Origin of the sequence: Leptobacterium meishanense (assembly GCF_037645805.1) — a bacterium.
Lineage (GTDB): Bacteria > Bacteroidota > Bacteroidia > Flavobacteriales > Flavobacteriaceae > Leptobacterium_A > Leptobacterium_A meishanense.
Genome location: NZ_JBBEXE010000002.1, coordinates 173,230 through 196,659, shown reverse-complemented (window position 1 = coordinate 196,659; position 23,430 = coordinate 173,230). Strand labels below are relative to the sequence as shown.

At 36.4% G+C, this 23,430-nt stretch carries 23 protein-coding genes; 16 read left to right on the top strand and 7 right to left on the bottom strand.

The window, feature by feature from the left end; genetic code table 11:
- The first annotated feature begins 117 nt into the window (after nucleotides 1-117).
- The 10 genes from WBG21_RS03020 (at nucleotide 118) to WBG21_RS02975 (ending at nucleotide 10,313) form a co-directional block, all read left to right on the top strand.
- The gene (locus WBG21_RS03020) at nucleotides 118-1,311 is read left to right on the top strand and encodes a pyridoxal phosphate-dependent aminotransferase (protein WP_340074676.1); all 1,194 of its coding nucleotides are present in this window, start codon (nucleotides 118-120) and stop codon (nucleotides 1,309-1,311) included.
- A 4-nt stretch (nucleotides 1,312-1,315) separates the two neighbouring features.
- Nucleotides 1,316-2,329: a UDP-N-acetylmuramate dehydrogenase gene (gene murB / locus WBG21_RS03015; RefSeq protein WP_340074674.1), complete on the top strand. Its 1,014-nt coding sequence runs from the start codon at nucleotides 1,316-1,318 to the stop codon at nucleotides 2,327-2,329.
- Nucleotides 2,330-2,474: 145 nt separating this feature from the next.
- Nucleotides 2,475-3,011, top strand: coding sequence for an RNA polymerase sigma factor (locus WBG21_RS03010; protein ID WP_340074672.1), 537 nt, complete (start codon nucleotides 2,475-2,477; stop codon nucleotides 3,009-3,011).
- Between the two features lie 18 nt (nucleotides 3,012-3,029).
- Complete coding sequence (locus WBG21_RS03005) at nucleotides 3,030-3,794, top strand: anti-sigma factor (RefSeq protein WP_340074670.1); 765 nt, start codon at nucleotides 3,030-3,032, stop codon at nucleotides 3,792-3,794.
- A gap of 59 nt (nucleotides 3,795-3,853) precedes the next feature.
- Nucleotides 3,854-4,060: a membrane or secreted protein gene (locus WBG21_RS03000; RefSeq protein ID WP_340074668.1), complete on the top strand. Its 207-nt coding sequence runs from the start codon at nucleotides 3,854-3,856 to the stop codon at nucleotides 4,058-4,060.
- Nucleotides 4,061-4,150: 90 nt separating this feature from the next.
- Nucleotides 4,151-4,714, top strand: coding sequence for an RNA polymerase sigma factor (locus WBG21_RS02995; protein ID WP_340074666.1), 564 nt, complete (start codon nucleotides 4,151-4,153; stop codon nucleotides 4,712-4,714).
- Nucleotides 4,711-5,928, top strand: a complete 1,218-nt coding sequence (locus WBG21_RS02990) for an Nramp family divalent metal transporter (RefSeq protein WP_340074664.1) — start codon at nucleotides 4,711-4,713, stop codon at nucleotides 5,926-5,928. Before WBG21_RS02995 ends, WBG21_RS02990 begins: the two co-directional genes overlap by 4 nt.
- Nucleotides 5,929-6,172: 244 nt before the next feature.
- Nucleotides 6,173-7,048 carry a lipoyl synthase gene (gene lipA / locus WBG21_RS02985; protein ID WP_340074662.1) on the top strand — a complete coding sequence of 292 codons (876 nt, stop codon included), beginning with the start codon at nucleotides 6,173-6,175 and terminating at the stop codon, nucleotides 7,046-7,048.
- 22 nt (nucleotides 7,049-7,070) lie between these two features.
- Nucleotides 7,071-8,072 carry a type I glyceraldehyde-3-phosphate dehydrogenase gene (gene gap / locus WBG21_RS02980; protein WP_340074660.1) on the top strand — a complete coding sequence of 334 codons (1,002 nt, stop codon included), beginning with the start codon at nucleotides 7,071-7,073 and terminating at the stop codon, nucleotides 8,070-8,072.
- 99 nt (nucleotides 8,073-8,171) lie between these two features.
- Nucleotides 8,172-10,313 carry a response regulator gene (locus tag WBG21_RS02975; protein ID WP_340074658.1) on the top strand — a complete coding sequence of 714 codons (2,142 nt, stop codon included), beginning with the start codon at nucleotides 8,172-8,174 and terminating at the stop codon, nucleotides 10,311-10,313.
- 11 nt (nucleotides 10,314-10,324) lie between these two features.
- Here the strand turns inward: WBG21_RS02975 and lpxK are convergent, their stop codons facing one another.
- The gene (gene lpxK, locus WBG21_RS02970; RefSeq protein ID WP_340074656.1) at nucleotides 10,325-11,329 is read right to left on the bottom strand and encodes a tetraacyldisaccharide 4'-kinase; all 1,005 of its coding nucleotides are present in this window, start codon (nucleotides 11,327-11,329) and stop codon (nucleotides 10,325-10,327) included.
- Between the two features lie 45 nt (nucleotides 11,330-11,374).
- Here lpxK and WBG21_RS02965 point away from each other — a divergent pair, with 45 nt between their 5' ends.
- The 6 genes from WBG21_RS02965 to WBG21_RS02940 all read left to right on the top strand — a co-directional run bounded on the left by WBG21_RS02965 (nucleotide 11,375) and on the right by WBG21_RS02940 (nucleotide 17,126).
- Nucleotides 11,375-12,469, top strand: coding sequence for a Nif3-like dinuclear metal center hexameric protein (locus WBG21_RS02965; RefSeq protein WP_340074654.1), 1,095 nt, complete (start codon nucleotides 11,375-11,377; stop codon nucleotides 12,467-12,469).
- 3 nt (nucleotides 12,470-12,472) lie between these two features.
- The gene (locus WBG21_RS02960; protein ID WP_340074652.1) at nucleotides 12,473-13,252 is read left to right on the top strand and encodes a zinc ribbon domain-containing protein; all 780 of its coding nucleotides are present in this window, start codon (nucleotides 12,473-12,475) and stop codon (nucleotides 13,250-13,252) included.
- A gap of 64 nt (nucleotides 13,253-13,316) precedes the next feature.
- Nucleotides 13,317-13,886, top strand: a complete 570-nt coding sequence (locus WBG21_RS02955) for a non-canonical purine NTP diphosphatase (protein ID WP_340074650.1) — start codon at nucleotides 13,317-13,319, stop codon at nucleotides 13,884-13,886.
- A gap of 99 nt (nucleotides 13,887-13,985) precedes the next feature.
- Nucleotides 13,986-15,731 carry a DEAD/DEAH box helicase gene (locus WBG21_RS02950; protein WP_340074648.1) on the top strand — a complete coding sequence of 582 codons (1,746 nt, stop codon included), beginning with the start codon at nucleotides 13,986-13,988 and terminating at the stop codon, nucleotides 15,729-15,731.
- 86 nt (nucleotides 15,732-15,817) lie between these two features.
- On the top strand, nucleotides 15,818-16,576 hold the full coding sequence (locus WBG21_RS02945) for a carboxypeptidase-like regulatory domain-containing protein (RefSeq protein WP_340074646.1): 759 nt from the start codon (nucleotides 15,818-15,820) through the stop codon (nucleotides 16,574-16,576).
- Between the two features lie 70 nt (nucleotides 16,577-16,646).
- Complete coding sequence (locus WBG21_RS02940) at nucleotides 16,647-17,126, top strand: hypothetical protein (protein ID WP_340074644.1); 480 nt, start codon at nucleotides 16,647-16,649, stop codon at nucleotides 17,124-17,126.
- A gap of 3 nt (nucleotides 17,127-17,129) precedes the next feature.
- On the opposite strand, the gene WBG21_RS02935 is transcribed toward WBG21_RS02940, so the two are convergent.
- From WBG21_RS02935 to WBG21_RS02910, 6 genes are all read right to left on the bottom strand, one after another.
- On the bottom strand, nucleotides 17,130-18,296 hold the full coding sequence (locus WBG21_RS02935) for a sigma-54-dependent transcriptional regulator (RefSeq protein WP_340074642.1): 1,167 nt from the start codon (nucleotides 18,294-18,296) through the stop codon (nucleotides 17,130-17,132).
- Between the two features lie 3 nt (nucleotides 18,297-18,299).
- Nucleotides 18,300-19,160 carry a mechanosensitive ion channel family protein gene (locus WBG21_RS02930; protein ID WP_340074640.1) on the bottom strand — a complete coding sequence of 287 codons (861 nt, stop codon included), beginning with the start codon at nucleotides 19,158-19,160 and terminating at the stop codon, nucleotides 18,300-18,302.
- Between the two features lie 3 nt (nucleotides 19,161-19,163).
- Complete coding sequence (locus WBG21_RS02925) at nucleotides 19,164-20,501, bottom strand: ABC transporter permease (RefSeq protein ID WP_340074638.1); 1,338 nt, start codon at nucleotides 20,499-20,501, stop codon at nucleotides 19,164-19,166.
- Nucleotides 20,494-21,432: an ABC transporter ATP-binding protein gene (locus tag WBG21_RS02920; protein WP_340074636.1), complete on the bottom strand. Its 939-nt coding sequence runs from the start codon at nucleotides 21,430-21,432 to the stop codon at nucleotides 20,494-20,496. Before WBG21_RS02920 ends, WBG21_RS02925 begins: the two co-directional genes overlap by 8 nt.
- Before the next feature lie 205 nt (nucleotides 21,433-21,637).
- Entirely contained in the window at nucleotides 21,638-22,756 is a 1,119-nt protein-coding gene (gene dnaJ, locus WBG21_RS02915; protein ID WP_340074634.1) for a molecular chaperone DnaJ, read from the bottom strand.
- Between the two features lie 31 nt (nucleotides 22,757-22,787).
- Nucleotides 22,788-23,351, bottom strand: a complete 564-nt coding sequence (locus WBG21_RS02910) for a nucleotide exchange factor GrpE (protein ID WP_340074632.1) — start codon at nucleotides 23,349-23,351, stop codon at nucleotides 22,788-22,790.
- Nucleotides 23,352-23,430 lie beyond the last annotated feature (79 nt).

Sequence of the window (23,430 nt, the reverse complement as noted above, 5' to 3'; positions counted from 1 at the left end):
TTTAAATGTAATTAATGGTGTGGTTGTAATAGGAAATTTAACATTATTTAACTTCATGAAATATACGACCTCATTGAAATATATTTTGCAAATTTGCAAAATTAAAAAGACATATTTATGCCAACTATATCAATAAAAGGAGCTCACATGCCCGAATCACCTATTCGTAAGCTTGTTCCTTATGCAGAAAATGCCAAAAAACAAGGTCGAAAGGTATACCACCTTAACATCGGACAACCAGATATTCAAACACCTAAAATTGCATTAGATGCCATCAAGAACAATACCATAAATGTACTCGAATATAGTAGAAGTGAAGGTTCAGAAATATACCGGAAAAAAATAGCCTATTATTATAAAAAAAACGCTATCAATGTAACTGCAGAGGACATTATTGTAACCACAGGTGGCTCTGAAGCACTGTTATTCACTATGGGAACTATCGCCGATGCAGGTGACGAAATCATTATCCCTGAACCATTTTATGCAAATTACAATGGTTTTGCAACAGCTTCAGGGGTGAAAATAGTCCCTGTAATTTCTGAAATCTCCAATAATTTTGCTTTACCCCCTATTGAAGCATTTGAAAACCTGATTACTCCAAAAACAAAAGCTATCTTAATCTGTAATCCGGGAAACCCAACCGGTTATTTATATACCAAAGAAGAAATTAAAAAATTGGCTCAAATTGCAAAAAAACACGATTTATTTCTTATCTCTGATGAAGTATACCGGGAATTTACCTATGACGGCTTAATGCACTATTCTATCATGCAAGAAGAAAGTATTGAGGAGAATGCAATCATGATTGACTCTGTATCAAAACGATATAGTATGTGTGGAGCACGAATCGGATGTGTTGTTTCTAAAAATAAAAAAGTAATTGCAACTGCTTTAAAATTTGCGCAAGCAAGACTATCACCTCCAACTTATGCCCAAATTGCCAGTGAAGCTGCCCTAGATACACCTGACAGCTATTTTAAAGCTGTTAAAGAAGAATATGTGGCTAGAAGAAATACCTTAGTGGCCGAATTAGAAAAAATTGACGGCGTAAAAGTGGCTAGACCAAAGGGCGCTTTTTACTGTATTGCCGAGTTACCAATTAAAAATGCTGATGATTTTGCACAATGGCTTTTAGAAAAGTTCCATCATAACAATGAAACTGTCATGGTTGCCCCTGCTGCAGGTTTTTACTCTACTCCAGGAATCGGACTTAATCAGGTGAGGATTGCCTATGTACTGAAAGAAGAAGATCTTATAAAAGCGGTCGCTGTTTTAAAGGCCGCTTTACAAGCATATCCGGATGCATAAGTAAATGAATATACAACACAACATATCACTAAAACCATTCAATACTTTCGGGATAAATGTTACTGCAAAGCATTATACAGTCGTCTCAAATATTGACGAATTGATCAAAGCTCTTTCATTGAGAGAATATTCTCAAAAATTCATATTAGGTGGCGGTAGTAATATGTTGCTTACAAAAGATATTGAAGCATTGGTAATCCATGTCAATATCAGAGGAATTCAAGTAGTCAAAGAAGATGACAAATATGTTTATGTAAAAGCATATGCAGGTGAGAATTGGCATGATTTTGTGTTGTGGACATTAAACCACAACTATGGAGGAGTTGAAAATCTTTCCCTTATCCCAGGAAATATAGGAGCAGCCCCCATCCAAAACATTGGGGCTTACGGAGTCGAATTAAAAGATGTTTTTGTGTCTTGTGAAGCTGTTGAAATAAACACTCAAAAAACACGCACTTTTTCAGCAGAAGCATGTCAATTTGGTTACCGAAACTCTATCTTCAAAAGTAAGCTTAAAGAACAGTACATAATAGCTAGTATCACATTAAAGCTTACTAAAACAAACCATAGCATAAACACTGCTTATGGTGCTATCAAAGAGCAGCTAAGCGATTGGGGTATAACCTCTCCTACTATTCAAGATGTTTCTAAAGCAGTTATTACAATTCGAGAGAGCAAGCTACCCAACCCTAAAGAGCTCGGAAATAGTGGGAGTTTTTTTAAAAACCCCGTAATTAACAAGCAAGTATTTGATACATTAATTAAAAAGTATCCGGATATTCCACATTACACCATTTCAACCGATAAAATAAAAATTCCGGCCGGATGGCTCATAGAAAAGGCTGGATATAAAGGAAAACGTTATGGTGATGCCGGGGTGCACAAAAAACAAGCCTTAGTGTTAATAAATTATGAAAATGCTACGGGAAATGAGCTACTTCAACTTGCTGAGGACATTCAACAAGCCATTAAAATAGCATTCGATATTGATTTAGAGCCTGAAGTGAATATTTTCTAAACTGTGCACTACAACGAAAAAGTACTTTACCGATTGTAGAATCAACACGAAATAAATAACTTTGACTAGAAGGCATACAAATGCCTGGTTCCTTCTTCTGTAGGACTTACCTGCTCACGACAAACAATCTATAGCAATACCCAAAATGTCTGAACTTCTTGAAAAGCATATCGTTCAGCTTTTAATAGAGAAAGATGAAAAAGGGATGTCATTATTATATGATTATTATAGTGATGCCCTATACGGTATTGCACTTAAAATAACTAATGATGAGGAGTTAGCCAAAGATGTTCTCCAAGAGGGACTCATAAAAGTATGGATAAAAATAGATAGTTATGACCCAAAAAAGGCAAAGTTATTTACTTGGCTTTTCCGGATTATACGAAATACTGCCATTGATAAAATCAGAAGTGTTAAACCAAAAGCCGACCAAGAAATCCAACTCGAAGTCTCCAACGTATATACTATAGAAGGTATTCGGATACATCCGGAACATATAGATGTTGTAAAACATTTAAACAATCTGGACACAAAATACCAGATGGTTATCGAAGCACTGTTCTTTAAAGGGATGACACAACAAGAAGCCAGTGAAACACTCAATATTCCACTGGGAACTGTAAAATCCCGATTAAAGATTGGCCTTCGAGAGTTACGGAAAATATATGAGGCCCCTCCTTAAGAGATAAATTATATAGATATGAAAACGGAAGAGGAACTATTCTTGGAAAGTGGATTATTAGAAAAATATTTAATGGGAAAAGCTTCCAATCAAGAAGCTCTTAAAGTAGAATATCACATTGAAAACTATCCGGTGGTAAACAAGCAGTACCAAAAGCTTCAAAAAGGGTTATGGCAATATGCGAAAGCCTTTTCCACACAGCCACCCAAATATCTAAAAGAACAAATTATTCAGGCACTTCCCATTCAAGAAGTTCACCATAGAATATCCTGGTATTATGTTGCAGCTAGCATTGCCGCTATTGTTTTTGCTTCAACTACACTATTGCTATGGATGCAAAACAACAGACTCTTACAAGAAAATGAAATTGTTGCTAGTGAAATCAATATCCTAAAGAACGATATATTGGCAACTCGCCATCAATTAGATGGTGTTAAAGAACAATTTATTATGCTCAACAATCCAGAAACACAAAAGTATGTGCTACGTGGCAATCAACGAGCCAAAAATTTAAAAACCGTAGCCTATATAAATCCGGTAGAAAAACTTTCCCTGATTAATATAGTTTCATTGCCAGACTTGCCAAAAAATCAAGTATATCAAATGTGGGCTGATGTAAATGGTGAAATGATAAGCCTTGGTATCTTAAATGATGGTGACAAAGAATTACATACTATCCCGTTTCAAGAAAATGCCATTAGCTACAACATTACAATTGAACCTAAAGGAGGAAATATCCATGCCACACTCGAAAATATCGTGGCCAATATCTCCCTGAAGTAATTGGTCATTTTCCTCTTAAAAAACACACCCATTTCACTGCAAGTTTGTACCTTTGTAGCATGAAGCTTGTTTTAATTACTATTGGGCTATTAGGTATTGCATTTGCAGGAGTTGCTATAAAAATATGGACAAAGAAAGATGGTAAGTTTGCCGGAACTTGTGCCAGTCAAAGCCCCTTTTTGAACAAAGAAGGAGAACCTTGTGGTTTTTGTGGTAAAATGCCCGACGAACAAGACTGCAAAAAATTAGAACCACAACACAATTAATTAAAAAAACAGGATTTTTTAAATCCCGGCTTCCTATTCATTTCCAATTGATTATATTTATCCTCAATAGTTTTTTAAGGATCAACGCTCGTGGATACAACATCCAAAACCATTCGAGATTATATTCAAAACGCAAAAAATGGTGATCAAAAAGCCTTTAGTTTCCTATTAAACCATTTTTGGAGCGACATATACGGATTTCAGCTTGCCCGTACACGAAATGAAAATGATGCAGAAGACATCACTATCCAAACCTTCTCCAAAGCTTTTGATAAAATAAACACCTATAATGAAGATTATGAATTCAAGACATGGCTCATTACCATTTCTAAAAACATACACATTGATATGGTCCGGAGGGAAAAAGCAAATGTAGTTAACCATATTTTTCAAGAAGAAACTGCCTATGATGTTGCCGATGATGCCCCTACTGGAGAAGACAAACTAATTACTGAACAAAACCTGGCAAAACTACTACGCTACATAAAAAAATTAAAACCTCATTACCAGGAAGTTATTAACCTTAGATATTTTCAAGAATTGAGCTATCAGGATATCGCCACTACGCTAAATGAACCAATAAACAATATAAAAGTAAAACTCTTAAGAGCTAAACGGCTATTGGCTGAAATTATTCAAAACAAAAATGTATGACTCAAATCTTCAGAAAACTGGGGCCTGGGCTACTATTTGCAGGTGCTGCCATTGGTGTTTCACATTTAGTACAAAGTACTCGGGCCGGCGCCGATTACGGATTTAGTCTCATTTGGGCGTTGTTGCTGGTAAACCTTTTCAAATACCCTTTTTTTCAATACGGCCCACGCTATGCTATGGCTACAGGGGAAAGCTTGTTAGATGGATATAAAAAACTGGGAAAAAGTGTTTTAGTCATATACTTCATACTTACGCTTGCTACTATGTTCACAATACAAACAGCTGTAACCATTGTAACAGCAGGTTTGGCAGCTAATTTATTTGGTATAACCACCAATGTTGTCATATGGAGTATCATTATAACCTGTGTATGTTTTCTCATGCTGCTGATAGGCAAATACAGATTGCTAGACAGGCTTATAAAATACATTATTATTATACTCACATTCAGTACGCTGATAGCCGTTGTACTTGCAACCAACCATATGGAAGACGGCTTGAGTTTTAAACAAATACTCCCCGAGGGAGCACTTGGTATTGCATTCCTTGTTGCTTTTATGGGTTGGATGCCTGCACCGCTCGACATCTCTATTTGGCACTCCTTATGGGCTTTAGAGAAAAAAAAGACCGTGGCCGACTATACTATAAAAAATTCTTTGTTCGATTTTAATATTGGTTATGTAGGCACTGTAGTGCTTGGTATTTGCTTTATTGTATTGGGAGCCCTCGTCATGTTCAATTCCGGGGAAACATTTGATAATGGGGCTGCAAAGTTTGCTTCACAGCTTATTTCCCTCTACACAAAAAACCTAGGTGAAGGCACCTATATTGTAATCGCTTTGGCCGCATTTACTACCATGTTTAGCACCACGATCACCACATTAGATGCCTCTCCCAGAGCTATGGCACACACATCAAAATTGTTGTTTCAAACATCGGTCAAAAAAGGATTTTTTCTATGGATGATTCTCTTAGTACTTGGTACTTGTGCCATTTTTCTTTTCTTTCTGTCTGAAATGAAGCTTTTGGTCGATATTGCGACTATCCTATCCTTTATAACTGCCCCTTTTTATGCCATTGTCAATTACACCTTAATCATATCAAAACATACTCCCAAACAATGGAGGCCAAATAAGTACATGCGGGTTTTAAGTTGGTCGGGGATCCTTTTTTTAATAGGGTTCAGCAGTTGGTACTTAATAAAATTATTATAATATATTCATTCCATTAAGGATTCTTTTAGAGGTAACGGTTAGGTTCAAATATTTTGATTTCCTCTTATCATAAACTGATCAAAATAGTTCCTTTAATAATCAAGTTAAAGATTTATAACTTTGGGAAGAACTTCATATAAGATAAGTGATTTTTTATACAATACTTCCTTATATAACTTTCAACTACTCATTTCACATAAGATTCTGGTATACTTCGTATCTTTGTGCCTCGTAATAAAGTATAATGAGCACAGAAACACTAACACATACCGATCCTCCTAAAGGAAAACCAAAATGGCTACGTGTAAAATTGCCTACCGGAAAAAAATACACCACACTCCGCGGACTGGTAGATAAATACAATTTACATACTATATGCACATCCGGCAGTTGTCCAAATATGGGAGAATGCTGGGGTGAAGGTACTGCTACATTTATGATCCTTGGAAACATCTGTACCCGTTCATGTGGTTTTTGTGGCGTAAAAACAGGAAGACCCGAAACTATTGACTGGGAAGAACCTGAAAAAGTAGCACGTTCCATAAAAATAATGAACATAAAACATGCTGTTGTTACCTCTGTAGACAGAGACGATTTAAAAGACATGGGCTCTATAATATGGGCAGAAACGGTAAAAGCCATCCGAAGAGTGAACCCGAATACCACATTGGAAACCTTAATACCCGATTTCCAAGGTGTAGAACGTAATATAGACCGGATAATTAAAGTAACTCCCGAAGTAATATCCCACAATATGGAGACCGTTCGCCGACTTACTAGGGAAGTACGTATACAAGCAAAGTACGACCGGAGCCTCGAAGTCCTTAAATATTTAAAAAAACAAGGGGCACGCCGTACCAAATCAGGTATTATGCTTGGGTTGGGTGAGCTAGAGGAAGAGGTTATCCAGACTATGCAAGACCTGAAAGATGCTCATGTAGACATTGTGACCATCGGACAATACCTACAGCCCTCCAAAAAACATTTGCCTGTTAAAGAATTTATTACTCCGGACCAATTTGAGAAGTACAGAGAGGTAGGGCTACAAATGGGCTTCCGGCACGTAGAAAGTGGTGCACTGGTAAGATCATCGTACAAAGCACATAAACATATTGATTGAGAAATCGCAACTTCAAAAAAACATGTGTAAAATTCGTGTAGCCATTAACGGCTTTGGGAGAATAGGCAGAACTGTATTTCGATTACTGATAAATCATCCTACCATACAAATTGTTGCTATTAATGATATAGCCGATACTGAAATACTAGGTCATCTGTTAAAATACGATAGCATTCATGGTACCATAAATGCTGATATCCGAGTAACCAAATCAAGTATTGCATTAAACGGACGAGAAATTCCTGTACTGAACAATAGCTCCCTTGACACCATAAATTGGATCCCTTATAATGTTGATTTTGTAGTTGAAGCTACCGGAAAATTTAAAACCAAAACACAATTACAAAAACACATTCAAAATGGGGCTAAAAAAGTAATTCTTACTGTTCCCCCACAAGATGAAGCTATTAAAATGGTCGTTATGGGTGTAAATGAACATATTATAGCATCAGATGATACTATTGTCTCTAATGCTTCATGTACTACAAACAATGCGGCTCCTATGATAAAGGTTATTGATGAGTTATGCGGTGTAGAGCAAGCATATATAACGACTGTACATTCATATACGAGTGATCAAAGTCTACATGACCGTCCACACAAGGATTTAAGAAGGGCGCGCGCAGCAGCATTATCGATTGTTCCAACAACTACAGGCGCTGCCAAAGCACTGACAAGTATCTTTCCAGAACTGGCAAATGTAATAGGTGGTTGTGGCATCCGCGTTCCTGTTGCAAATGGCTCTTTAACAGACATTACATTCAATGTGAAAAAGGAAACATCTATTGAAGTAGTCAACAATGCTTTTCTTACCGCTTCAAAAAAGTCATTAAAAAACATTCTTGCATATACGGAAGACCCTATTGTTTCCGTTGATATCATAGAAAGCCCCTTTTCTTGCACCTTTGATGCGCTTATGACATCGGTGATTGGAAAGATGGTAAAAATAATAGGATGGTACGATAACGAAGTTGGCTATAGTAGCAGGATTATCGACTTAATTGACTTTATATCAAAGAAATAACTATATTTACACCATCAACTTGACCTAATAATGCGTTTAAAATGCTTATTATTTACTCTATTCGTTACTTTCGCATCCGTTGCGCAGAGCGATAGGGCTATGAGGGATAGTATAGAAGCCCTTATAAGCAAAGCATATTATTATAAAAACATAGCGGATTTCTCCTCAGCCATCGCTTCAATTGACCAGGCTAACGACCTTGCCGAAGAGATTGATAATGAAAATTATCTGATCGATTGTTACAACCTGTATGCACTGCTTCATATTGACTTTGAGAAATATAACAATGTAGCCATATACCTGGATATTGCCGACCAGAGCCTTAATTATAACAAATACCGAAAAGGCAGTGTTATTTCGAAGGGATTGCGCGCATTGGTTTTAGCTGAAAAAAAACAATACTATGAGGCTTTAAAGTTACTTCGTGAAGCAAAGGATCTATTGAACCCTCGCGACAAAACACTTCTAAATACTATTGCATACTATGAAGGTATTGTTCATTACAAAAGAAAAGACTATGAAGAAGCAAAGGCTACCTTCGAAAAATTGCTGCCGGTAGATAACTCATACGAAAAGGATTATATTGCCGGGCGCACCCTATTATACCTGTCTAAAATACAATATCAAGCCAACAATTATGAAGATGCTTCTTTAGAGGCTATAAAAGCGCTGAATATTGCCAAAAACAATGACTTTCATAGGTTAATTATGGAAAGTAATCAAAACTTAGCACTTATATACAAAGCGTTAAACGATTACAAAAAAGCTTATGAACACCAAGTAGAGGTAGAAAAAACAAAAACACTTATCTTCAATACACAAGCATTGGCATCACAAGATAAACTTGTAGAGAATCATGATAAAGATTTTTATTTACGGTTGATAGACCAATTAAACGAAGATGCCACTGCACAACAACAACGTGTTAACATTTCTAAACTCACGTCCGTGCTGAGTTCGGCACTTCTCATCATTATATCACTTCTCACCATTTCGCTATACCGAAATAACCAGATTAAATTTAAGACCAATGACTTGTTGATGAAAAAAAACCTGGAATTGGAAATTGCCAAAGAAGAAGCAGAGAAAGCCATGCGGGCAAAAGCCCAATTTCTATCAACAGTAAGCCACGAATTACGAACACCGCTATACGCCGTTACAGGACTTACCCACTTATTATTGGAAGAGAACCCAAGTGAAAGTCAAAAAGAACATTTAAAGTCACTCAAATTTTCAGGAGAATACCTTTTAAATTTTATTAATGATATATTACAAATAAATAAAATAGAAGCTAAAAAACTAGCAGTACAAAACATTCCTTTTAACCTCAGAAAGGTACTCAAGGAAGTAGTAAAATCACTCGATCAAACGGCCAAAGAAAATAAAAACAATATATTGCTCCATGTTGATAATGACATCCCAAAAGAATTACTCGGTGATCCTTTAAAATTATCTCAAATATTCATCAATCTTATTGGTAATGCATGTAAGTTCACAAAAAATGGCGAAATAAACGTAATAGCAAAATCCATGGCTAGCCATGATGAAAAAGCTGCAATACATTTTGAAGTAAAAGATAATGGAATTGGTATATCAAAAGAAATGCAAGCCTCTATATTTGAAAGTTTTGCACAAGGTTCTATCCAAATAAACAGAAAATATGGCGGTACCGGATTGGGGCTTACTATTGTGAGAAGCTTATTGAACCTCTTAGAATCTGACATAAAACTTGATAGTGAATTAGGTAGGGGGAGCTCCTTTATGTTTGACATGGTATTCGACATTCCTACCCAAGAAGAAACAGCACCTGTTGAGATAGCCTCTGATGTTGATGATGCATTCTTTAAAAACATGCACATTCTGTTGGTAGAAGACAATAAAATAAACCAGGTCATCACCAAAAAAATGTTAGCAAAAAAGGAAATGACATGTGACATTGCAAATGACGGGTATGAAGCTATTGAAAAAGCTAAAAAGCCAATATATAATGCTATTTTAATGGATATTCACATGCCCGGTATCAGTGGGTTAAAAGCTACAGAGGAAATCCGGAAGTTCGATAAAAAAGTCCCTATTATTGCATTAACTGCTATCTCATTAGATGAAAACACAGAAGATTTTTATGCTGCCGGATGTGACGATGTAATCACCAAGCCCTTTAAACCTGAAGTGTTCTATAAAAAAATAGGAAATAATATCCTGAAAAATATTGAAGTGCGGATCGATGAACTGCACTCTTGAAAATAAGGATATCATAAACTATTCTTTACAAAACCTTCAATATAATTATCAAATATTGCGGCTTCCTCAAAGAGAAATTTTATTTCAATGGGCAAGTATTGAATCCCCTCAACACGGTCCTTTAATCGCATAAAATCCTTCTCAGTAGTGAGTAACATAGCTTGTGAATTGAAAAATGCTATTTCTTTATCAGAAAAGTAATGATGGTCTTTATAGGCATAATGCTTAAAAATCAATCCTAGCGACTTTAAATAAGCTACCATAGGAGCTGCATTCGCAATACCGGTAACCAATACAAAGGGACGTTCCTTTAAACTCCCTAAAGTATTTGATGAAGGCAATACAGTATTGCTATAATCAATGGTCGTAAAAAAAACTTTTTGATACGGCTGAATTTTCAGCTCTTGTATAACCTCATCACGTATAGCTACTGATAGTTCCTTTGGGCATTTCGTCACTACAATAATGTCTGCCCTTCCCGCTTCTTTTTTAGAATCCCTTAAATTACCTGTAGGCAGCATTAAATCATTCACATACAGACTATTATAAACTGTGAGTAGTATATTAAGCCCAGGAGTTACTTTTCTATGTTGATAGGCATCATCTAAAACAACAATTTCAGGGCTTGAATCTAGCTCCATTAACTTTTGAATTCCATATACCCTTTCTTCCGCTACCGCAACCGTTATTTCGGGAAAATTGTTATAATACTGAAATGGCTCATCCCCTATAGCTTCTACCGAGGTTTTCTTATCTGCCATTAAAAAGCCTTTGGATTTTCGTTTGTAGCCCCTGCTCAATATAGCCACTCGATATTTTCCTTTTAATAAATGGACCAAATACATTACCATGGGCGTTTTTCCCGTTCCCCCTACACTTAAATTACCAACACACAATACCGGAAAACCATAAGAAACGGACCGTAAAATGCCTTTATTGTATAAGTAATTCCGGATATGGACAATGAGACCATACAATAACGAAAAAGGAAATAGTATTTTTCGAAACCTACGCATGATGACGAAAGTATAATATTTTATCTTTGAATAAAAATTATATAGATGATTGTTCAAGATGTTATAAACCACATAGAAGAATTAGCACCATTAGCCTATGCAGAAGATTTTGACAATGTAGGGCTATTGATCGGTGAGCGAAATACAAAAATTACAAGTATTCTTGTAACGTTGGATACACTGGAATGTGTTATTGATGAAGCTATTGAAAAAAAGTGCAATCTTATTGTGAGTTTTCATCCCATTATATTCTCAGGTTTAAAACAGTTAAATGGCAGCACCTATGTAGAACGGACTGTTATAAAAGCTATTCAAAACAATATTGCCATCTATGCTGCACATACTGCCCTAGACAATACGTTTAATGGTGTTAATGCTAAACTATGTGATGTATTGGGCATTAGAAAACGTCATATCCTCATTCCTCAACAAAATACTATTAAAAAACTTATCACCTTCGTGCCCCCTAAACATGCAAACAGCGTTAGAGAAGCACTCTTTAATGCAGGGGCAGGCACTATAGGAAATTATGACAATTGCAGCTTTAATACTGACGGAACAGGTACTTATAAAGGCAATGAACACAGTAACCCGGTAATTGGGGAACGCGGCAAATTTGAACAAGAACCTGAAACTCAAATAGGTGTTATTTACCCAAAGCACCTGGAAAAAAATATACTAAATGCATTGTTTGATAGCCATCCATACGAAGAAGTCGCGTATGAATGCTATGCACTGGAAAACACTAACCAACACATTGGAATGGGTATGATTGGCGAATTGGACGATGCTATGGATGAGCATGTATTTTTAACCATGCTTAAAGAAAAACTGAATTTAACATGCATTCGGCATTCTGAACTGATTAGCAAAAAAGTAAAAAAAGTTGCTGTTCTGGGAGGGAGCGGTGCTTTTGCCATTGAACACGCCAAAAAAGCCAACGCTGATGTTTTTATTACCTCCGATATTAAATACCACCAATTTTTTCAAGCAGAAAACAGCCTCCTGCTCATCGATGCCGGACATTACGAAACAGAGCAGTTCACAAAAAATTTATTAGTTGACTATCTTAAGGAAAAAATTCATAATTTTGCAATCGTTTTATCGGAATGTAATACAAATCCAATCAAGTATTTTTAATCTATGGCAAAGAAAACAGAAGCTACCGTTGAAGAAAAGCTAAGAGCATTGTATGATCTTCAGTTGATCGACTCCCGAATAGATGAGATCCGAAATGTACGAGGGGAATTACCCTTAGAAGTGGAAGACCTGGAAGATGAGGTAGAAGGGTTAAAAACACGCTTAGAGAAACTGGTAGATGAGTCCGAAAGCCTTAGCTATGAGATCTCTAATAAGAAAAACCTTATTGAAGAAGCCAAAACACTGATCAAAAAATACAGTGAACAACAAAAAAATGTCCGGAACAACAGAGAATTTAACTCATTGAGCAAAGAGATTGAATACCAGGAATTGGAAATACAACTTGCCGAGAAAAACATAAAAGAATATAAAGCACAAATAGAACAAAAGAAAGAGGTAATTACCCAAACCAAAGAACGCCTCGAGGAGCGTGAGACGCACCTAAAACACAAAAAAGATGAGTTGAATGCCATTATGGCTGAAACAGAGAAAGAAGAAGCAGCACTCCTTAAAAAGTCTTCTGAATACGAAAACCTTATCGAAGAAAGGCTTGTAAGTGCCTATAAACGTATTCGCCAAAATGTAAAAAATGGCTTGGCTATTGTTCCTGTAGAACGTGGAGCTTCCGGTGGGTCGTTCTTTACCATCCCACCACAAGTTCAGATGGAAATTGCCGCTCGCAAAAAAATCATTACCGACGAGCATAGTGGTCGTATTTTGGTAGATCCTACGCTGGCTGATGAAGAAAAAATAAAAATGGAAGAATTGTTTACTAGCCTGTAAATACTTTCTTATATAAATCAAACCTCTCAAGATTATCTAAAATAGAGATAGTTTTGTCGCAATTATGCAACTCGTCTTCGCCACCCACAATAAAAACAAATTTATAGAAGTAAAAGCACTATTGCCTAGCTATATCAACCTATTAAGCTTAGAGGACATCCATTGTACAAAAGATATCCCTGAAACAGGCCAGACTATTGAGGAAAATGCAATTCTAAAGGCTAATTTTATTCAGGAAAATTACAATCTTAACTGCTTCGCTGATGATACCGGATTGGAAGTAGAAGCACTAGGAGGTGCTCCGGGGGTTCATTCTGCAAGATATGCCGGAGCAAACAAAAATAGTGAGGCCAATATCCAAAAACTACTTCAAGAATTAAAAGAAGATATAAACCGAAAAGCACGTTTTAAAACGGTTATTGCACTTAATTTAGGAAATGAAAAGATCATGTTTCAGGGAATTGTCAACGGACAAATTGCTCATGAGAAAAAGGGAAATGGCGGTTTTGGGTATGATCCTGTCTTTATCCCCGAAGGGCATGACCAAACATTTGCCGAATTACCATTAACTGCTAAAAATAAAATCAGCCACCGGGCCCAAGCCATGCACCAACTTATTGATTATTTAAAATGAGTAACTTTTTGATTTTCAGTTACTATTTAAGACAATTCATAAAGCAGAATCACGCTTTATCCATTTATTAACACTACCTTTGCCGCTTATTTTTATAATATGAACAAATTTGAAGAACTGGGATTGAACGATCAGCTGCTAAAAGCTGTGCATGACATGAAATTTGAAACACCTTCAGAAGTACAGGAAAAAACAATTCCCGTATTACTTCATGAGGAGACCGACATTGTCTCACTAGCACAAACAGGTACTGGAAAAACAGCCGCTTTTGGGTTTCCCCTCATCCAAAAAATAAATGCCGACGATCGTACTACGCAAGGGCTTATCCTCTCCCCTACGCGAGAATTATGCTTGCAAATAACTGCTGAATTAAAGAATTATTCTAAATATGTAAACGGATTGCATGTAGCAGCTATTTATGGTGGTGCTAGTATTTCTGAGCAAGCCAGGACCATTAGAAAAGGAGCACAAATTGTTGTGGCCACTCCGGGCAGAATGCAAGATATGATCAACCGAAAAATGGTTGACATTACCAAAATCCAATATTGTATCCTTGATGAAGCTGATGAAATGCTCAACATGGGTTTTTATGAAGACATTACTGCAATCCTCTCCCATACACCTTCTACAAAAAATACTTGGCTTTTTTCTGCTACAATGCCTAAAGAGGTAGCTACCATTGCCAAAAAGTTCATGAAAAACCCTGTAGAGATAACCGTTGGGACAAAAAATTCAGGTTCTGACACAGTACAACATGAATATTATCTTGTAAATGGTAGAGAACGTTATTTAGCGCTCAAACGATTAGCAGATGCCAATCCAGATATTTTTTCTGTTATTTTTTGCCGCACCAAACGCGATACACAAAATGTTGCTGAAAAACTGATTGAAGACGGTTACAATGCTGCTGCACTTCATGGTGATTTAAGTCAGCATCAGCGCGATATTGTCATGAAATCATTCCGCTCCCGGCAAATACAAATGCTTGTGGCAACCGACGTTGCAGCAAGAGGTATTGATGTAGATGACATCACTCACGTAATCAACTACCAACTTCCTGATGAGATCGAAACCTACACACACCGGAGTGGAAGAACCGGAAGAGCAGGGAAATCGGGTATTTCTATGGTGATTATTGCTAAAAGTGAACTACGGAAGATAAAAACTATTGAACGCATAATAAAAAAACCATTTATAGCCAAAACCATCCCTACGGGAATGGAAATATGTGAAATTCAGCTCTATCACTTGGTAAGTAAAATAAAAAATACGGAAGTACATGAAGAAATTAGCAACTACCTGCCTGCTATAAATGATGTCTTAAAAGGGATTGACAGAGAGGAACTTATTAAAAAAATGGTAACTGTTGAGTTTAGCCGGTTTTTTAATTATTATAAAAAGGCCCGTGATTTAAATATTACTGACACAAAAGGCAGGGATCCAGAAGCTACTTACAGCAATGAATCACGCTATTTTATTAATGTTGGTGAAAAAGACGGATATGATTGGAAGTCATTAAAAGACTTTTTAAAAACAGTTATGGAATTAGACCGTGACGATATCTTCAAAGTAGATGTAAAAGAAAGCTTTTCATTCTTTAATACAGATGCTCAGCATACGGATGCTATCTTGGCCATGTTTAAAGATTTTAAATTAGAGGGCCGTTTCATAAATGTAGAACTTTCCAATAAGCCTATTGGAAGAGGTGGTGGCAGAAAAAGATCCGGACACTCTAAAAAAGGACGGCACTCTTTTTCCTCAGAAAGTGGGTTTTTTAAAAATTCATCCTCTAAAAAAGGTAAAAAATCGAATTCTAGAAAAAAACAAGGTAAGCGAAAATACTAATCGCTTCTTGTTAATTTTAGTATAAAAAACAGTAGCAATCCTATTTTCTTCGTTTTGTTTAGTATTTTTAACAGCTAAATTGTGCCATGAAAAAGGGATTTCTTTTAATATTCAGCCTTGTCAGTTTACTTACCTTTTCACAAGAAATTGACAAAGTAAACGGTGTTGTTGTAAATGCTGAAAATGACCTTCCTATGGACAACGTCCATGTCATTAACCTTAACCAGGTAATTGGCACCATCACTAATGAAGAGGGAAAATTCAGAATCTCTGCAACAGTAAATGACACCCTCTATTTTTCTTTCATCGGTTTTAAACCCATTAAAGTCCGTGTAACCAATGATATGTTAAAGTTTGATGGTACTAAAATTGGCTTGACCGAATTGGCCTATGCGCTTGAGGAAGTTGTAATACAACCTTATCAACTTACCGGATACCTTGAAATAGATGCCAGAAATATTCCTATAAACACTGCCTATCGTTACAGTATTTCCGGATTACCAAAAGGCTATGAAGCACGGGGCACCCCAGGAACCGTATCAAAAGTTTTAGGTGCTATTTTTGACCCAGCAACCACACTTTTCAAAATCTTTAGTAAAAAACATAAACAGTTGCGAAAGTTGCGAAAAATGAAAAGTGATGATGAAATCCGCAACCTCTTAGCTGCAAAATTCGATAGAGAAACATTGGCCGCACTAATTCAGGTAGAAACAGACGAAATTGAAGAGATTCTCCGAAACTGCAATTATTCAAAAGATTTTATCAATACAGCGAATGATCTGCAAATATTAGATGCTATCAGTGATTGCTATGAAGAATACAAAGTTCTTAATAGGGATAATTAATTTGTTTTTTCTATTTTTAGCTTTCATTTTTTATTATTAATCTGTTATAAAAAACAGTTTTTTTATATAAATGAAACCTGAATTCAAGGAAACTCAGCGATTTACACAATGGTGGTTACAGATACTACTAAGTGCCATTGGAATAATTCCAATAGTAGGATTGTATAAGCAGTTAATATTAAATGAGCCTTTCGGGAATAACCCTATGTCAGACACAGGATTAATACTATTCTCAATAGCTGTTTTTGGTTTTCTTGCATTTTTTAAATTAGTGCACCTGAAAACTGAGATCAATCGAAAAGAAATAACTATAAACTTTTATCCAATGGTTAAAAAAAGAATCTATTGGACTGATATTAAAAATGCTAAAATTGTTAAATACGGTTTTGTAGGATATGGAATTCGAATAGGCAGTAAACATGGAACAATCTATAATATTAAAGGAAATAAAGGGATCGCTATCGAATTAAAAAATGGAAAAAAGTTTTTAATAGGGACTCAAAAACAAAGCGAACTACAAAAAATAATAGATAAATACACATCAAATTGATGTCTATCCTTTCCCCACAAATAATTTCACGTCTTCTTCCGTAACTTCTTCTCCTCCTAAGATAATAAGACGTTCTATCACATTCCGCAATTCACGGATATTTCCTGTCCAATCATACGCTTGCAATAGTTTAATTGCTTTATCAGTAAATGTTTTTACAGCACTACCTTGTTCTTCAGCAATCTTTTTAGTAAAATGAGTTATCAATAAGGGAATATCGTCACGCCTATCATTCAACGCAGGGACTTCTATAAGAATAACTGCTAAACGGTGGTACAAATCTTCCCTGAACTTCCCTTCTTCTATTTCTTTCTTTAAATCTTTATTCGTTGCTGCAATGACCCGTACGTCTACTTTGATATCTTTATCGCTTCCCACACGCGAAATTTTGTTCTCTTGCAATGCACGCAATACTTTTGCTTGTGCAGAAAGGCTCATATCACCTACCTCATCTAAAAAAATAGTGCCTCCATTAGCTGTTTCAAACTTACCTGCCCGGTCCTTTACTGCAGAAGTAAATGCTCCTTTTATATGTCCAAACAACTCACTTTCTATCAACTCAGAGGGGATTGCAGCACAATTCACTTCTATCATCGGCCCTTTAGCACGTTCGCTTTTTTGGTGTACCCAATGGGCTACCAACTCTTTTCCGGTACCATTAGGCCCTGTAATAAGTACCCGGGCATCAGTCGGGGCTACTTTTTCAATGATATCTTTTATGTTGGTAATACCCTTGCTATCACCGATCATCTCATACCCTTTGCTTACTTTTTTCTTTAACTCTTTATTCTCTACAACCAACTTCTTTCGATCCAATGCATTCCGTACTGTGTTGAGTAACCGATTTAAATCAGGGGGTTTTGAAATGTAGTCAAACGCACCCAACCGCATAGTGTTTACCGCAGTATCCAGGTCACCATGACCAGAGATCATGACAAATGGAATTTCCGGCTTTATTTTTTTTGCATTTTCCAATACCTCAACACCATCCATTTTAGGCATTTTGATGTCGCAAAGTACTAGGTCATACTCTTCTTTTTTTATCTTCTCAATTCCTTCTACGCCATCAGCAGCCTCATCAACTTCATACATTTCACTCTCTTCAGATAATATTTTTACCAATACCCGGCGTATGGCGGCTTCGTCTTCTATAAGGAGTATCTTGGACATATTTTATGGTGTTTTTTCTTGCGAATATATATGTACATCGCGTTGTGGGAACGGAATGGTAACTTGGTGTTCCCTAAATTTCTTGTCAATGGTAAAACGGATATCGCTTTTTATTTTGGGGTCTGTAAAACTATCATTTGTATAGAAATACAACCCGAAAAGCAAGGCTGAATCACCAAAATCTTCAAATAAAACTATCGGCTTCGGGCTTTTTAAAACCCCACGCTGATTAGCTACAGATTCTAAAAGCAATTTCTGTACCAATTCTACATTACTCCCATAAGCAACCCCCACTTTGACTGATTCACGCGTCATCCGATGGTTCTGCGTATAATTATAAATGCTGTCTGTTAAAAATTTATGATTAGGAATTATAATTATCTTATCATCACGTGTTATGGCTCTTGTAGTGCGTAATTTAATGTCTATGACCTTCCCTATTTTATCTTCTACTTCAATAATATCACCTACATGTAGTGATTGATCCAAAATGATAAGTACCCCTGAAATGATATCCTGAAAAAGGTATTGAAGGGCAAACCCTAAACCGACAAACAGTGCTGCAGAAGCTGTAAGCAATACCGTAAGGTTAACTCCTGAACTACTGAGAACAATAACCACAATGATCACATAAACTAAATAATTGACAAACTTAAATATGCTAACAAACTTGTTCTTGTCCTCTATTGGCAATTTAGCGGTGATAAGTCTTCGTATAAGCTTTAATGTGTAAAAAGCAATTACACAACTTATAATAATTAACAAAAGGGTTCCTATAGTTATAGAAATCCCCCCCTCACTGGAATAAATAGTAAGTGATAAAAAGGTTTTTATCTCATTTAATATGTTTTGTAAAAATTCCATATTTTAATATTTTAACCATTTATAGAGTTCTTTGTAGGTAGGTTTTTTACCATACATTAGTATCCCTACACGGTATATTTTAGAGGCAAACCAAACAATCCCTACAAAAGTACCCATTAGTAATAAAATGGATGTAATAAACTGCCACCACGGAACACCATCAGAGCCAATTCCCGATGAAAGTCGCATCAGCATCACAATAGGGGATGTTAGCGGAAATAAAGAAAATGAGACCGCTATGGGCCCATGCGGATTATCAAATACCGAGAAAAAGCCTATGTATATAGCCAACATAAGTGGCATAATAACCGGAAACATAAACTGTTGTGTGTCCGTTTCATTATCTACAGCAGCTCCTATGGCCGCATAGATAGAACTGTAAATAAGGTATCCAAGTATAAAGTAAACGATGAAAGAGGCAAACAATGTAAACCATGGGATTTTAGAAAACTCCTTTGCGTACAATTCAAATTTTTCTTGTGAATCGGATACTTGTGTTATCGTCTCCATAGCTTCTGGAGATGCATTTACAGTAGTATTGAGCGTCCCTGTATCTACTCCCATCACAGAAAAAAGAATAAGTAACAACAACCCTGCCGAGATAATCCAAATGGTAAATTGGGTGATTCCGGCCAATGAAGTCCCGATTATCTTTCCTAACATTAATTGAAAAGGCTTCACCGAGGATATAATGACTTCTATAATACGACTGGTTTTTTCCTCAATTACACTGCGCATTACAAAGGCTCCGTAAATAATAATAAACATCATAATGAGGTAGCCAAACCCTCCTCCAACAAAAGCTTTCAATTCACTAACACCTTTTAAGTTAATCTCTCCTGAAAAACTTTCTATTTTTATTTCATAGTGCTTTTCTAAATTATTTATTTCTTCAGTATTAACACCATATGTTTTTAATTTTTCTTCCCGGATATTATTTTCAATAACATTCTCCATACTTCCCAGTACACCGATGGAAGGTGCGCTATTTGAAAAAAAAGAAATGCTCTCTGATACGGTTTCAATGGTTTCTCCTTTGGGAATATGTAATAATCCGTAATAACCTATAGAGACCACGGAGTCTTTTGCTTGCTCAAGGTTTAAACCATCCAAATACACATATGACTGAGAGGCATTGGTCTCAAAAATTCCATTAAAAAGTGTACTCTCATTTAAAACAGCAATTATTTTCTTTTCATTACTATTCATTTTCGTTAGAAAGATAACAAGGGCAATCATCCCAACGATCAGCAATGGGCTCAAAACCGTCATCACAATAAATGATTTATTGCGAACTTTTGCCAGATACTCGCGCTTAATAATTAACGAAAGTTTACTCATAATTTTTATTGCTGTTTACGGTTTGGATGAAAATATCGCTCGCATTTGGAATAACCTCTCTAAAATGAGATACGGATGCATGGTTTGTAAGATAGGTTAGCAAATCATTGGCTGTATCCCCGTTAGATAGTTGAATACGGAGTTTTAATTCGTCGCCTATAGTTTTAAAATGTGCATCTGCTACAGTGAAACGCTCTGCTAGTGTAGCTTTTACTGATACCTTGTTTGTTACTTCTAACCCTACTTCGTACGTGTTGTTTTTATATTGCCGTTTTATTTCAGTCAGTTCACCATCAAGTATTTTTTTCGATTTGTCTATCAAAGCAATATGATCACACAATTCTTCTACCGATTCCATTCGGTGTGTTGAAAAAATAACCGTGGCTCCTTCTTCTTTTAATTGAAGGATTTCGTTTTTGATCAAGTTGGCATTGATAGGGTCAAAACCACTGAAAGGCTCATCAAAAATAAGTAGTTTGGGTTGGTGTAAAACTGTAACTATGAATTGGATTTTCTGGGCCATCCCTTTCGATAGCTCCTGTATTTTCTTCCCCCACCAATCACCAATTTGCAATTTATCGAACCAATGATCAAGTCGTTTCTTAGCTTCCTGTTTACTTAGGCCTTTTAACTGTGCTAAATATAGCGCCTGCTCTCCTACCTTCATACTTTTATACAGCCCTCTTTCTTCCGGAAGGTAACCAATCATGGCCACATGTTTTCGCTGCAGAGGTTCACCATTGAACAATACAGTTCCCTCATCAGGATATGTAATCTGATTAATGATACGTATTAAAGTGGTTTTCCCGGCTCCATTAGGCCCTAAAAGCCCAAAAACCTTTCCTCTTGGTATAGCTATAGAAACATCATCTAGCGCAGTAAAGCTACCAAAGCGTTTTGTAATATTACTTGCTTCAAGTAAATTATTCATAAAAGCATTTATTTTACGCTGTTTATAATCATCAGAATCTATTTCAAATATATTGAAATCCTTAGTATATACCTTATTAACAAAAACCCACCCTCAAAAAGCTTTAAGGATGGGAAAAAATTGCTATGAAAAAGAAAAAATAATGCCAGAAAATAACATCTAGCATTAACCAAAGATACATTTTTTTTAGAAATACAAAATTATTTCAAGAGAACATATCTTTTACTTTTTCAAAAAACGATTTATCTCCCTTTTCCGGTTTTGGGGCAAAGTTTTCATCTGTCTGCATTTGTTCAAAAAATGCACGCTGCTCTTTAGATAAATTCTTGGGAGTCCATACATTTACATGCACTAGTAAATCGCCACTTCCATAACCATTTATACTAGGGATGCCTTTTCCCCTGAGGCGCAATATTTTTCCTGATTGGATCCCTTCTTCTATTTTTATTCGCACTTTTCCGGTAACGGTGTCAATTTCTTTTGAACCTCCTAAAACAGCTTCCGGAATGCTTATATACAAATCGTAGTGCAAATTGTCCCCCTCTCTTTTAAGGGTAGGGTGCTCCATTTCTTCAATAGCGACCAACAAATCTCCCGGAATACCATTTCCGGGGGCTTCATTTCCTTTTCCGGTCACTTTTAACTGCATCCCATCCACCACTCCGGCAGGAATCTTTATAGAAACAGTCTCTTCCTGAATTTTTAACCCATGAATATCAGCATCTGGAGGCCTGTTGTCCATTACTTGCCCACTTCCTCCACAAGCACTACAGGTAGTGGCTGTCTGCATCCTTCCAAGAATGGTATTGGTAATTTTAGTTACTTGACCTCTTCCATTACATGTCGGGCAGGTTTTATAGGTAACTCCACCGGCCTGGATTTTTCGTTTTACTTTTACTTTTTTCTCAACCCCATTGGCAATCTCATCCAATGTAAGTTTTACCCGGATCCGAAGGTTGCTTCCTTTTATACGTCGCTGGCCACCACCTCCAAAACCACTAAAGCCCCCAAAACCACCACCAAAAGCACTTCCAAAGATATCTCCAAACTGGCTGAAGATATCTTCCATGTTCATTCCTCCTCCATTGAAGCCACCTGCACCCTCAAAAGCTGCATGACCATACTGATCGTACCTGGCTTTTTTATCCGGATCGCTCAACACTTCATAGGCCTCTGCTGCTTTTTTAAATTTTTCTTCCGCAGTTTTATCTCCGGGGTTCTTATCAGGATGGTATTCTATCGCTTTTTTTCGATAGGCCTTTTTAATCTCAGCCGCCGAAGCATTTTTACCTACGCCCAATATTTCATAATAATCTTGTTTCATATGTGCTTTTTCTTTTTGGCCATTATGGCTATTATTGCCCCACGACTACTTTAGGATAACGGATTACTTTATCGGAAAGTTTGTATCCCTTTTCTATAATATCTATGATTTTTCCTTTCATATCCTCAGAGGGCGCGGCAATTTGGGTAATGGCTTCATGAACATCGCCATCAAAAACGTCACCGGCAGCTACTTCTATTTCTGAAAGCCCTTTATTTTTGAGCGTTTCTTTTAACTTATGGCTGATGAGCTCTACTCCCTTAAAAAGCTCATCATTATCGGATTTTGCAATCTCGGCAAGTGCCCTGTCAAAATCATCAATCACAGGGAGCATTGCTGTCATTACATCCTGACTAGCCGTTTTAAATAATTCAATACGTTCCTTGGCCGTGCGTTTTTTAAAATTCTCAAACTCAGCAAATAACCGTAAAAATTTATCTTTTTCTTTATTCAACGCTTCCTCTAATGGCTCTTCTTGAGAGATTTCTTTTTGTGTTGCTACATTTTCTTCAGAAACACCCTCTTTTTGTGTTTCACTTAAGTGTTCTTCAACAATGGTATCTTTATTTTCTTCTTTTTTACTTTTCTTGCTCATAATTGTTTCCAATTTTTACCGTCGAAATTAATGACGGCAAAAGTACTGCCATTTCGTTAAAAATGTCAAAATGTCATCA